The 11,870-nt window shown below is 70.3% G+C and carries 11 protein-coding genes; 7 read left to right on the top strand and 4 right to left on the bottom strand.

Features of this window, described 5'->3' with window-relative positions; all coding sequences use genetic code 11:
- The first annotated feature begins 122 nt into the window (after window positions 1-122).
- The 4 genes from AB0L53_RS32660 (at window position 123) to AB0L53_RS32645 (ending at window position 3,746) form a co-directional block, all read left to right on the top strand.
- Window positions 123-407, top strand: coding sequence for a hypothetical protein (locus AB0L53_RS32660; RefSeq protein ID WP_358544845.1), 285 nt, complete (start codon window positions 123-125; stop codon window positions 405-407).
- Between the two features lie 494 nt (window positions 408-901).
- Window positions 902-1,831 (top strand): mechanosensitive ion channel family protein, encoded by a 930-nt coding sequence (locus AB0L53_RS32655; protein ID WP_364002076.1) that lies wholly within the window; start codon window positions 902-904, stop codon window positions 1,829-1,831.
- Window positions 1,832-1,840: 9 nt separating this feature from the next.
- Window positions 1,841-2,221: a globin gene (locus AB0L53_RS32650; protein WP_357953563.1), complete on the top strand. Its 381-nt coding sequence runs from the start codon at window positions 1,841-1,843 to the stop codon at window positions 2,219-2,221.
- Window positions 2,222-2,237: 16 nt separating this feature from the next.
- Entirely contained in the window at window positions 2,238-3,746 is a 1,509-nt protein-coding gene (locus AB0L53_RS32645) for an alpha-amylase family glycosyl hydrolase (protein ID WP_364002072.1), read from the top strand.
- On the opposite strand, the gene AB0L53_RS32640 is transcribed toward AB0L53_RS32645, so the two are convergent.
- From AB0L53_RS32640 to AB0L53_RS32630, 3 genes are all read right to left on the bottom strand, one after another.
- Window positions 3,738-4,928, bottom strand: coding sequence for an MFS transporter (locus AB0L53_RS32640; protein WP_364002069.1), 1,191 nt, complete (start codon window positions 4,926-4,928; stop codon window positions 3,738-3,740). The two genes, AB0L53_RS32645 and AB0L53_RS32640, sit on opposite strands and share 9 nt — an antisense overlap.
- Window positions 4,925-5,305: a thioesterase family protein gene (locus tag AB0L53_RS32635; RefSeq protein ID WP_357953568.1), complete on the bottom strand. Its 381-nt coding sequence runs from the start codon at window positions 5,303-5,305 to the stop codon at window positions 4,925-4,927. Before AB0L53_RS32635 ends, AB0L53_RS32640 begins: the two co-directional genes overlap by 4 nt.
- Window positions 5,306-5,370: 65 nt before the next feature.
- Window positions 5,371-6,810, bottom strand: coding sequence for an MFS transporter (locus AB0L53_RS32630; RefSeq protein ID WP_364002066.1), 1,440 nt, complete (start codon window positions 6,808-6,810; stop codon window positions 5,371-5,373).
- A gap of 74 nt (window positions 6,811-6,884) precedes the next feature.
- Here AB0L53_RS32630 and AB0L53_RS32625 point away from each other — a divergent pair, with 74 nt between their 5' ends.
- Window positions 6,885-7,793, top strand: a complete 909-nt coding sequence (locus tag AB0L53_RS32625; protein WP_364002063.1) for an SDR family oxidoreductase — start codon at window positions 6,885-6,887, stop codon at window positions 7,791-7,793.
- Window positions 7,794-7,846: 53 nt separating this feature from the next.
- On the opposite strand, the gene AB0L53_RS32620 is transcribed toward AB0L53_RS32625, so the two are convergent.
- A complete protein-coding gene (locus AB0L53_RS32620; protein ID WP_357953572.1) occupies window positions 7,847-8,458 on the bottom strand; it encodes a helix-turn-helix domain-containing protein in 612 nt (203 codons plus the stop codon).
- A gap of 101 nt (window positions 8,459-8,559) precedes the next feature.
- On the opposite strand from AB0L53_RS32620, the gene AB0L53_RS32615 reads away from it, so the two are divergent.
- On the top strand, window positions 8,560-9,714 hold the full coding sequence (locus tag AB0L53_RS32615) for an acyl-CoA dehydrogenase family protein (RefSeq protein WP_364002059.1): 1,155 nt from the start codon (window positions 8,560-8,562) through the stop codon (window positions 9,712-9,714).
- Between the two features lie 15 nt (window positions 9,715-9,729).
- Window positions 9,730-11,829 (top strand): acetate--CoA ligase family protein, encoded by a 2,100-nt coding sequence (locus AB0L53_RS32610; RefSeq protein ID WP_364002056.1) that lies wholly within the window; start codon window positions 9,730-9,732, stop codon window positions 11,827-11,829.
- Window positions 11,830-11,870: the final 41 nt, after the last annotated feature.

Genomic DNA, 11,870 nt, shown 5'->3' with positions numbered 1-11,870 from the left:
GACTGTTTCTTATCACCTATGAGTGAGAACCGGCGCCCCGTGAGCAGAAACCTCGCGTTGCGCAGTCCGTTGACTTGAGTCATCTTTGGCCCACCAGCAACGATTCAAGGGAGGGACGAAAGGTGGGGGACGACAACTTCGGGCACCTGGAGCGTTTGGTGTCGGAACTCGACGCTCGTGGGTTGCTCGCACGAGTGGTTCGGACCCAGAACGGGCGGATGTTCGTCCGGGTGATCAACCCGAACGCGACCAGCCTGACCGAGAGCGTCACCTGCCGGCCCACTGCGGTCGCTGAGCTTCCGGACTGGTGGTACTGCTGGTCCTGGGGTGAGCGCATGCATACGGCCGACGACCCGGCTGGTGCGGCGACCAAGGTCGCACGCGTACTCGCCGCCGTGGGGGAATGATGACGCGGTGGTCCGGGTGGAGCGCAGCCACCACGGCTCACCGCATCCATGGCGGCTTCTCGGAGCCGGCGGGGTGGTCGGTGCGGAGGGTCTCCTGCACACCGCAGGGGCTCTGGCCATCCCGCCGGTTCCGCTTCTCGCGGGACTCGTGCTTGTACGGCGAGCCAGCCGTACACAGGAGATGCCCTCCAGGTCCGCCTGGAGGGTGTTCGGGGGACCCCTCCCGGAAACGGCTTGGGACATGCTTCCGGGTGTGTGTCCCAGCCGAGCCGTACGTCACCGGAGCGTCAGGCCTCGCCCTCCGCGGCCCAAGGGGCCTGATGTCCCCGTCTTCCCCGGCGTGATGTGACTGCGGCCGGTTCGGTCGGCGGTATCTTTTTGAGCGTTCCGCTCGAAAAGTCCGTCGCCCGAACCGCTTCCGGAAGGGGACCCAACCAGTGTTCCTGCTGGCAACGCCTACCACTCCTCCACCGAGTCCCCTGGACCCGTTGAAGATGATCAGCGATGTGGGTGAGGTCTGTGGGCAGGACAAGGTCATCTGCGGGTTCCTGCAAACCTTGATCCCGGTGGATTTCCTCGCGCCGCTCATCGCCACGCTCATCACGGTCGTCCTGATCCTGACGCTCGCCCTCGTCGTGCGGAACGTCGCCAAGCGCCTGATCATCCGGGTGGTCAGCCGCGCCGCCACCGGCGGCTCGATCACCGGCCGGTTCCGCAGGTCCGGCGCCGCGACCGAGGGCATCGACGCCCTGCTCCACGAGCGCCGCAAGCAACGCGCCGAGACGATGGGCTCGGTGCTGCAGCACATCGCCTCGATCGTCATCATGGGCACCGCCGTACTGACCGTGCTCGACCGGCTGACGATCCCCATCGCTCCCCTGCTCACCAGCGTCGGCATCCTCGGCGTGGCGATCGGCTTCGGCGCGCAGGAGCTGGTCAAGGACTTCATCGCGGGCATGTTCATGCTGCTGGAAGACCAGTACGGCGTGGGCGACGTGATCGACTCGGGCGCCGCGGTCGGCACCGTCGAGGCGGTCACCCTGCGCGTCACCAGGCTGCGTGACGCCGACGGCCGCGTCTGGTACATCCGCAACGGCACCATCACCCGCATCGGCAACGAGTCGCAGGGCTGGTCGCGGGCCTACCTCGACGTCCCCGTCGCCTGGAACACCGACGTCACCACGGTCCGCGCCATCCTGGAGCATGTGGCCGAGGAGATCTGGGCCGACACCGACTTCCGCGAGACGCTCATCGTGGAGGAGCCCTCCGTGTTCGGCGTGGAGCAGCTGTCCGACAGCTCGGTGGTGTTCCGGATCTCCGCGAAGACGCTGCCGTCCAAGCAGGCGCAGGTCGCGCGGGAGCTCAGGCTCCAGGTCAAGTCCGCGCTCGACGCCGCGGGCATCCCCATGGTCGCCACCGCATAGGCTTGTACGGTGACTGAAACCTCCTTTTACGAGGCCGTCGGCGGCGAGGAGACCTTCCGGCGACTCGTACACCGCTTCTATGAGGGGATCGCGCAGGATCCGCTGCTGCTCCCGCTCTACCCGGAGGAAGACCTCACCGGGGCCGAAGACCGGTTGCGGGGGTTCCTCATTCAATACTGGGGTGGCCCCACCACCTACAGCCAGGAGCGCGGGCACCCGCGGCTGCGGATGCGGCACAACCCGTTCGTCATCGGCGAGGCCGAGCGCGACGCCTGGCTGCGGCACATGCGCGACGCGGTCGAGTCGCTGGAGTTGCCGCAGGAGCAGGAGACCAAGCTCTGGGACTACCTGGTCTACGCGGCGCACAGCATGGTGAACTCTCCGACATAGCGGGCATGACCGCCCCATGGACATCCCCTGGTGGCGTGATGCCGTCGTCTACGAGATCTATGTTCGCAGCTTCGCCGACGCCTCAGGAGACGGCGTCGGCGATCTGGCCGGAGTGCGTGAGCACCTGCCGTACCTGGCGGAGCTCGGGGTCGACGCGATCTGGCTGACCCCCTTCTATCCCTCGCCGATGGCGGACGGCGGCTACGACGTGGCCGACTACCGCGGCGTCGACCCGCTGTTCGGGACGCTGGACGACTTCGAGTCGCTGGTCGCCGACGCGCACCGGCTCGGGCTGAAGGTCCTCGTGGACGTGGTGCCCAACCATAGTTCCTCGGAGCACCCCTGGTTCCAGGCCGCGCTGCGCGGCGAGCACCGCGACCGCTACCTCTTCCGCGCCGAGCCGAACAACTGGCAGTCCACCTTCGGCGGCCCGGCCTGGACGAGGCTGCCGGACGGGCAGTATTACCTGCATCTGTTCGCCCCCGCCCAGCCGGACTTCAACTGGCGCAACCCCGAGATCCACCGGGAGTTCCTCGACATCCTGCGGTTCTGGCTCGACCAGGGTGTCGACGGGTTCCGCATCGACGTGGCGATGGGCCTGTACAAGGCGTGGGGGCTGCCCGACATCCAGGACCAGTCGTTCAAGTCGGTCTCCCCGATCTGGGGCCAGCCGGAGGTGCACGAGGTCTACCGGTCCTGGCGCAAACTGCTCGACGGCTATCCCGGTGAGCGCATGGCGGTGGGCGAGGTGTGGACGGACAGCCCCGAGGACCTGGCGCTCTACGTGCGCCCCGACGAGTTGCAGCAGAGCTTCAACTTCGCCTGGCTGCAGGCGCCGTGGTCGGCGACCGCGTTCAAGAAGGTCATCGACGACACGCTGGCCGCGGTCCCGTTCGCCACGTGGGTGCTGTCCAACCACGATGTCGTACGGCACCGCACCCGCTACGACACCGCCGATCCGGGCACGGGTCTGATGCGGGCCAAGGCGGCGTTGCTCACGATGCTGGCCCTCCCTGGGTCGGCATATCTCTACCAGGGGGAGGAACTTGGACTCCCTGAGGTGAAGGATCTTCCCCCGGAGGCGCGGCAGGACCCGGTCTTCATCCAGTCGAAGGGCGAACTGGTCGGCCGCGACGGCTGCCGGGTGCCGCTGCCGTGGACGGCCGGCGGCGGGTCGTACGGGTTCTCCCCCGACGGGGTGGCGCCGTGGCTGCCGCAGCCGGCCGCGTTCGGGGCACTCAGCGCGGCGGCCCAGGCCGCCGATCCGGGGTCGACGCTGTCCTTCTACCGCCGGGCCCTGGCCTGCCGCCGTGAGCTGGTGGGCTCGCTGCCGTACACGCTGGAGTGGCTGGACTCCCCCGAAGGCGCGCTCTTCTTCACCCGCGGGTCCTTGATCTGCGCACTCAACTGCGGCGCCGAGCCGGTGCGGCTGCCGCCGCACGACGGGGTCCTGCTGCCCAGCGGGCCGCTCGACGGCGACCTGCTGCCGCCCGACACCGCCGTCTGGCTACGTACGTCAGCCTGACGGGCGGGCCTCCTCCGGCACCGCGGTGGCGTGGCGCTCGCCGCGCGTGGGGATGACGGGCAGCGAGATCAGCGCGCACGCCAGCCCCGCCGCGAACCCGGCCCAGTAGCCCGTGGCCGTGATCAGCAGCCCGGCCAGCGGTGTGACGCCGAGGGACACGACGTTCTGGATGGTGTTGTGGGTGCCCAGCACCCGTCCCGCCCATCCGGGGCCGGCGAGCTCGCCCGCCGAGAGGTAAGCGAGCCCGTTCCCCGCCACGGTGATCACCGCGGCCAGCGCCAGCATGGCCGGGCCGAGCCAGGACTCGGTGACCGCGCCCAGCACGAGCAGGGCCAGCACGGCCAGCGAGCCGAACGTCAGCAGCCGCAGCGGCGCCATCCGCAGGCCGCTCCGGTCGGACCAGCGGCCGACCGCGATGCGCACCGCCGCGCCGCCGATCGCCGCCACGCCGAAGAGCTGTCCCGCCCGTACGCCGTCCCAGCCGTAGACGCCGACCAGGCAGGCCACGCCGTACGTGCTGACGACGATCTGGGGCACCACGTGCAGCGCGCTGGTCGCGTGCACCCGCCAGAGCGCGGGCTGCCGGTACGGCGAGGCGGCCGGTGCCGTACGGGCGCCCGAGATCGCGTGCGGCGGCTCGGCCAGGAAGAGGGCGGCCAGGACGGCGGCGAGCAAGCTGACTCCGGCGCAGACGATGAACACCCCCGAGATGCCGTGGGCCCGCGCGATCGGCGGCAGGACGAACGCGGCGACGGCCATGCCAAGGGTGTAGGAGACCTGGCGCAGGCCCATCGCGACGCCGCGCTCCGGCGGCTCGAACCAGCGCAGCACGATCCGGCCGCCGCCGACCATGGCCGCCGACCCCATGGCCCCGGCCAGGGCGAGCAGCGGGACCACCGCCCAGATCTCGGTCACGAAGGCCAGGGCGGCGAACAGCACGGCGGCCAGCCCGACGCCGACGCCGAGCACCAGCCGTTCGCCCCGCCGGTCGGCCAGCATGCCCCAGGCGACCAGGGACAACAGGATGCCGAAGCCGGGAGCGTTGCCGATGACCCCGGCGACCGGCAGCGAGACACCGAAATATCGCTGGATATCCGGCATGACGAGCGGCAGCCCGAACAGCCCCAGCGTGACGCAGGCGTGCGCGTTGACCCCCAGTCCGAGCATCAGCCAGCGCTTCATGCCGACATGAACCGCCGCAGGTAGCCGAGTTCGTCGGAGGTGAGCCTGCGGGGTGCGGCGCGTTCGACGTCGTAGGCGACGATCACCGAGGTGGCCCGGACGAACAGCTCCTCGTCGTCGCGGATCTCGTACTCCAGCGTGAATCGGACCGGCCTGATCTCGGTCACCCAGGTCTCCACCCGGACCGGCTCGGGGCGGAAGCCGAGCGGGCGCAGGTAGTCGATCTCGTGCCGGGAGACGACGAGCCCTTTGAAGGGGGCGTCACCCGCCTTGTACGGATCGATGTGGAGCATCCCCAGCCGGGCGTCCTCCAGATAGTCGAAGAAGCGGACGTTGTTCACATGCCCAAGTGAGTCGATGTCCGCAAATCTCACCATTCGGGGGAAGATATGCCGCTGGGCGAGGGAATGTTCAACCACGCAGGCCACCGTACCCGTCCCGGTCAGGTGGCCTTGCGCCGGGCCGTACAGGCCAAAACGGTCAGGACCGAGATCGCGACCGTGCACCCGAGCGCCCACCGGTAGCCGGTGACGAGCTGCTCGACCGCGAGACCGGAAACCCGCGAGAGCGTGCCGGCGAAGACCCGGTCATGCAGCGCGGCGGGCAGCGGCGCGGTGATGATGGACAGCGTCAGCGCGGTGCCCACGACCACGCCGGTGTTCTGCAGCATGAGCCGCATCGCGTTGACGATGCCCAGCCGGTTCGAGGGCACGCCGTCCAGGATCGCGGTGGTGTTGGAGGGCAGGAACACCCCGGAGCCGAGTCCGATGAGCACCAGCGCGAGCGCGACCGTGGCGTACGGGACGCTCGACGAGATCATGCAGAGCAGGAGCAACAGCCCGGCGGTGGTCGTGGCGGCCCCGGCGACCGCGAGCGTGCGCGGGCTCATTCGGCGCTGCAGCAGGCCCGAGCCCGCCGAGCCGATCATCCCCGCGGCGGCCAGCGGCAGCACCTTCAGCCCGGCGCGCACCGGGTCGTCGCCGCGCACGGCTTGGAAGTAGAGCGCGACGAGGAACACCAGCCCCACGCGGGCGACGGAGTTGAGGAACGACGCCAGCGTGCCGAAGGCGAAGCCGCGATCCCGGAACAGGCCGATGTCCACGACCGGGTGAGCGGCCCTGAGCTCCCTGACCACGAACAGCGGCAACCCCAGCACGAAGGCGGCCAGCCCGGCGAGGATCAGCGGGTGGCCCCAGCCGAGCCTGGTCACCTCCGACAGCGCCAGCAGCAGACCACCCAGGGTGACCAGGACGAGCACGTTGCCCGGCAGGTCGAGACCGCGATCACGCCCGGCGGACTCGACCCGTCGCAGCACGATCGCGCCCCACACCAGGCAGGCCAGCCCGAGCGGCACGTTGTACCAGAACACCCAGCGCCAGCCGAGCTGCTCAGCCAGGAGGCCGCCGAGCGTGGGCCCGGCGAGCTGGGCGATCGAGAACGAGGCGACATAGACGCCCATCCCCTCGCCGAGCCGCGCGCGGGGGAAGGCGTCCGTGACCAGGGCGGCGCTGTTGGTCATCAGCATGGCGGCGCCGGCGGCCTGTAACACCCGCAGGGCGACGATCGTCCAGGCGTCCGGCGACAGCCCGGCCAGCAGCGCCGCGAGCGTGTAGGTGCCCAGCCCGCAGAGGTAGAGCATGCGCCGCCCGAACATGTCGGCCAGCCGGCCGAAGACCACCATGAGCACGGTGTTGGTCAGCTGGAAGCCGAGCAGGATCCAGCTCGCGGCCGTGGCGTCGGCGTGGGTGCTCCTGGCGATCTCGGGCAGGGCGACGTTGATCGCGCTGCCGCCGAGCCCGGTGAGAACGCTGGCCAGGCTCACCACCGACAGGGTGCGCCAGGCGTACCGGACCTGCTCCCGTTCCTCGACTACCGTCACCACGGGGCCTGTCCTTTCTAGATTTCAATACTAGAATCTAGTTCGCATCGGCGGGCAGTCAAGGATCGAGGTGCGACATGAGCGGGATCGTCGAGGGTCGCGTGGTGATCGTCACGGGCGCGGCCAGGGGCATCGGGCGCGGTCACGCGCTCGAGTTCGCCCGGCAGGGCGCGAAGGTCGTGGTCAACGACCTGGGCGCGGAGGTCGACGGCACGGGCTCGTCGGACGCCGCCGCCGCGGTGGTCGAGGAGATCGAGGCGCTGGGCGGGGAGGCGATCGTCAACGGCGAGGACGTCTCCGACTTCGACGGGGCGGCCCGGCTGATCCAGGCGGCCGTCGACCGCTTCGGCGACCTGCACGTGCTGGTCAACAACGCGGGCATCCTGCGTGACCGGATGCTGGTCAACATGACGGCCGAGGAGTGGGACGCGGTCATCAGGGTGCACCTGCGCGGGACGTTCGCGCCGCTGCGGCACGCGGCGGCCTACTGGCGGGCCAAGGCGAAGGCCGGGGAGCGGGTGGACGCGCGGATCATCAACACCACCTCGTCCTCCGGCATCTACGGCAACCCGGGGCAGGGCAACTATGGCGCCGCAAAGGCCGGCATCGCGGGCCTGACGGTCATCGCGGCCAAGGAGCTGGAGCGCTACGGCGTGACCGTGAACGCGATCGCCCCGGCGGCGCTCACCCGCATGACGGAGAACCTCGTCCCGACCGGCGCCGGCTCATCGAGCGCCGACCCCGACGACATCGCGCCGCTGGTGGTCTGGCTGTCCAGCGCCGAGGCCAGGGGGATCACCGGGCGGGTGTTCAACGTACGGGCGGGGGTGATCAGCGTGGCCGAGGGCTGGCACGCCGGTCCGGCCGTCGACAAGGGCGGCCGGTGGGACCCGGCCGAGTTGGGCGCGGTCATCCCCGCTCTCGTCGACAAGGCCGCGCCCAACGCGCTGACCAACGGCCAGATCCCTGGACGACGGGAGAGCTGACCGATCTCTTAGCGGGAGAGCTGAACGTGGTGCGCGTCGTGAGGTCGGGGTGGTCAGCCTTCTGCCAGGACCCTTAGCGGGTCGAGGCGGCGGATCAGCGTCATCGCCGCCTCGATCACCTCGCGGGCGGCGTCCTCGGTGTCACTGGTGGCGACCTCGCGGGCCGCCTCGCCGATGATGCTGGTCAGCGCGGCGACGGTGAACCGGTCGAGCGGGTCGGCGCCCGCGCCGAGCAGCACGGCGTTCTGGCGTACCCATTCCCGGCCCCGAGTGCGGCGGACCAGCTCGAAGCCCGGCGGCCCGTCGCCGTCGATGAACAGCCGGACCAGGTCGCGCCGCTCCCACGCGCCCGCGAGATAGGCCCGCGCCCCGGCGATGAGCAGCTCGACGGGGTCATGGACGCCCGCCTGCTTGGCCCGCGACACGCTGGCGGCCGCGGCCTCCTCGTGCGCCGCCTGGTGATCCTCGTAGAGCGCGAGGAACAGCTCGGTCTTGCCGCCGAAGTGGTGGTAGAGGCTGCCGACGCTGGAGCCGGCGCGGGCCACGACCTCGGAGACGTTCGCCTCGGCGAAACCGTGCTCGCTGAAGACCTCGCGAGCCGCCGTCAGCATGCTCTGGCGGGTCTGGGCCGTACGGCTCCATTCCCACGACGACTTCCGTGCCATGGGTCCTATCGTACCGGGGCGAATTCTAGAATTTGATTCTTGACAGGAATGCGTCCCGACTGGCTTCCTAGAGGAACGTTCTAGAAATTGGGGAGGCGGCCATGGACTTCTCGCTCAGTGCCGAGGAGCGTCAGATCCGCGACACCGTACGCTCCTTCGTCGAGAAGGAGATCATGCCGCTGGAGCCGGAGGTCCTGCGCAACGAACGCGAGGGCCGCCCGGCGCTTGCCCCGGAGGTCCTGCGCGACCTGCGGGCCAGGGCGAGGAAGATGGGCTTCTGGGGGATCAACACCCCCGAGGAGTACGGCGGCGCCGCGCTGGGCCCGGTCATGTCCGCGATCATCGTCATGGAGCTGGGCAGAACCTTCGTCCCGTTCATGTTCGGCGGCAGCGCCGACAACATCCTTTACGCGGGCACCCCCGAGCAGCAGGCGCGTTACCTGCTCCCGACGATCGAGGGCGAGCGCCGCTCCTGCTTCGCGATCACCGAGCCGGGCGCGGGTTCCGACGCGCGCAACATCCGTACCCGCGCGGTCCGTGACGGCGCCGAGTGGATCATCAACGGCGAGAAGACGTTCATCACCGGCGGCAGCGAGGCCGACTTCGTCATGGTGTTCGCCGTGGCCGAGCCGTACGGCGTGACCTGCTTCCTGGTCGACCGCGACATGGGCTGGACGTCCGAGCCGATCCCGACCATGGGCGAATGGGGCCCGGCGTCGCTGGTGTTCCAGGACGTGCGGGTGCCCGAGGAGAACATCCTCGGCGAGCTGGGCAAGGGCTTCGAGCTGGCCATGCAGTGGATCGGCCAGGGCCGCTACATGATCCCGGCGCGGGCCATCGGCTCGGCCGAGCGCATGCTGGGCATGGCCATCGACTACGCCAAGATCCGCAAGTCGATGGGGCAGACGATCTCCGAGTACCAGGCGATCCAGTGGATGATCGCCGACTCGCAGGTGGAGATCGAGGCGGCCAAGTGGCTGACCCTGTACGCGGCCTGGCGGGTGCAGGAGGGCCTGGACGCCCGACACGCGGCGTCGATCGCCAAGCTCAACGGCGCGATCATGGCCAACCAGGTCGTGGACCGGGTGCTGCAGATCCACGGCGGCATGGGCTACACCAAGGAGCTGCCGATCGAACGCTGGTATCGCGAGCTGCGCCTGCTGCGCATCTTCGAGGGCACCGACGAGATCCAGCGCCGTACGATCGCTCGCAATCTGATCAAGGGACACGCCCGTCTGGGCACTATCGGGGAGTGACCGTTGGGAAGTGACATGTCGGTAGAGGCGCTGTTCAACCCGGGATCCATCGCGCTGGTCGGCGCCACCGACAAGTCGGGGTGGTCGATCAGCACGCTGCTCAACCTGCGTACGTACGGCTTCGCCGGGCCCGTGCACCTGGTCAATCCGCGCGGCGGGACCGTGCACGGCGCGCCCGCCCTCCGGAGCCTGGCCGAGGTGCCCGCGCCGATCGACCTGGCCTACGTCATGGTGCCGACGGGCGCGGTGCTGGGGGTGCTGCGGGAGGGGGCCAAGCTGGGGATCCGGTGTTACGTGATCCTGACGGCGGGCTTTGGGGAGGCGGGGCCTGAGGGTGCGCGGCTGGAGTCGGAAATTTCGGCTTTTGCTGAGGAAAATGATCTGACGATCCTGGGGCCGAACGGGAACGGCTACATCAACGCCGCCGCCGGCATCACCCCGTACGGACTGCCCATCCCCCAGCCGCTGCTGCGCGGATCGGTGGGCGTGGTGCTGCAGAGCGGCGCGCTGGCCAGCTCCGTGCTCGGCTTCGCGCAGGCCCGCAACGTCGGCATCAGCCTGCTGACCTCGATGGGCAACGAGTCGGTCGTGAGCGTCACCGACGTGGTCGACCATCTCGTGGACGATCCCGCCACGAAGGTGATCGCGCTGTTCCTGGAGACGATCCGGGATCCGGCCGAGTTCTCCCGCGTCGCCAGGCGGGCGCTGCTGGCGGGCAAGCCGATCGTGGCGCTGAAGATCGGCCGCAGCAGGCTCGCCTCCCACACGGCGCAAGCCCACACCGGCGCGCTGGTGGGGGACGACGACGTCATCGACGCGGCGCTGCGGCAGCTCGGCGTGATCCGGGTCCGGTCCCTGGAGGACCTGGTCATCACGGCGGGGCTGCTCGCCTCCGTGGGACCGCTGCCCGGGCGGCGCGTCGGCGTCGTCACGCCGTCGGGCGGCGCGTCGGAGATCATCGCCGACCGGGCCGAGGACGAGGGCCTGGAGCTGCCGCCGTTCGCGCCGTCGACGGTGGCGCGGCTGGCGGAGATCGTCCCATCCTTCGGCACCGTGCAGAACCCGCTCGACGTGACCGGTTATGTGCTGATCGACCGGACGCTGCTGGGCCGGGCCCTGGAAGCGGTGACCGCCGATCCGGGGATCGACCTGGTCATGCTGCTGTCGGAGCCGCCACGGGTCGCGCCGGCCGACCCCGCTCCGGCCTTCGCCCTGTACGCGGCCAGCGCCCGGCGGATCGCCGAGTCGCCGGTGCCGGTCGTGGTGGTGAGCAACGTGCTGACGGATGTGACGGAGTTCGGCCGGGCGGTGCAGGAGGAGACCGGGTTTCCGTACGTGGTGGGCGGGATCGAGCACGGGATGTCGGCGATCGGCGCGGCCGTCCGCTGGTCGGCGGCCCACACCCGCGCCCTCGCCGACCCGGCCTCGGCTGGAGCGCCTGCCCTCGCGAGTGAGGAGGCGGCCTTGGTCGGGGCGGTCGGGGTGTGGGGGGAGCATCGCGCCGCTGCGCTGCTGGCCTCGGCTGGGGTGCCCGTCGTGCCGTCGGAGCTGGTGGGCGATGAGGCGGCGGCGGTCGCGGCGGCGGAGCGGTTCGGGTTCCCGGTGGTGCTCAAGACCGCTGCCGAGGGCTTGGGCCACAAGAGCGACCTGGGCGGCGTGCGGCTGGGACTCTCCTCTCCTGAGGAGGTACGGCTGGCGTACCGCGACGTGGTCGCCGCGCTGGCCGGGGAGGCGGCCGCCCTGGTGCAGCCGCAGCGCGACGGCGGGGTGGAGTTGCTGGTGGGCGTCGTGCGAGATCCCGCCTGGGGCCTGACTTTGGCCGTGGGACTGGGCGGGATCTGGGTGGAGGTGCTGCGTGACACGGCCCTGCGGATCCTGCCGGTGGACGCCCGTTCGGTGCGGGAGGCGCTGACGGAGCTGCGCGGGGCCGCGTTGCTGCGTGGCGTCAGGGGTGGCGAGCCCGCCGACCTCGACGCGGTGGCCGAGGTGGTGGCGCGGGTGGCGGCGTTCGCGGAGTCGCTGGGGGACCGCCTGGAGTCGCTGGAGATCAACCCGCTGCTGGTCAGGGGGTCCCATGTGGAGGCTCTGGACGCGCTGGTGACATGGCGCACCTGATGGGATTGCGGACGTCCGTCACGGCAGCCTGACGGGACCAC

Origin of the sequence: Nonomuraea sp. NPDC052129 (genome assembly GCF_040680095.1) — a bacterium.
GTDB lineage: Bacteria > Actinomycetota > Actinomycetes > Streptosporangiales > Streptosporangiaceae > Nonomuraea.
The sequence above is the reverse complement of the archived record's forward strand: the minus strand, read 5'-3'. Positions and strand labels throughout refer to the sequence as shown.

Excerpts from the sequence above, each read along its gene's own strand:
- AB0L53_RS32615 (WP_364002059.1), top strand. The coding sequence starts at position 8,560 with ATGGACTTCTCGCTCAGTGCCGAGGAGCGTCAGATCCGCGACACCGTA.
- AB0L53_RS32640 (WP_364002069.1), bottom strand. The coding sequence starts at position 4,928 with ATGAAGCGCTGGCTGATGCTCGGACTGGGGGTCAACGCGCACGCCTGC.
- AB0L53_RS32610 (WP_364002056.1), top strand. The coding sequence starts at position 9,730 with ATGTCGGTAGAGGCGCTGTTCAACCCGGGATCCATCGCGCTGGTCGGC.
- AB0L53_RS32635 (WP_357953568.1), bottom strand. The coding sequence starts at position 5,305 with ATGGTGAGATTTGCGGACATCGACTCACTTGGGCATGTGAACAACGTC.
- AB0L53_RS32620 (WP_357953572.1), bottom strand. The coding sequence starts at position 8,458 with ATGGCACGGAAGTCGTCGTGGGAATGGAGCCGTACGGCCCAGACCCGC.
- AB0L53_RS32645 (WP_364002072.1), top strand. The coding sequence starts at position 2,238 with ATGGACATCCCCTGGTGGCGTGATGCCGTCGTCTACGAGATCTATGTT.
- AB0L53_RS32625 (WP_364002063.1), top strand. The coding sequence starts at position 6,885 with ATGAGCGGGATCGTCGAGGGTCGCGTGGTGATCGTCACGGGCGCGGCC.
- AB0L53_RS32655 (WP_364002076.1), top strand. The coding sequence starts at position 902 with ATGATCAGCGATGTGGGTGAGGTCTGTGGGCAGGACAAGGTCATCTGC.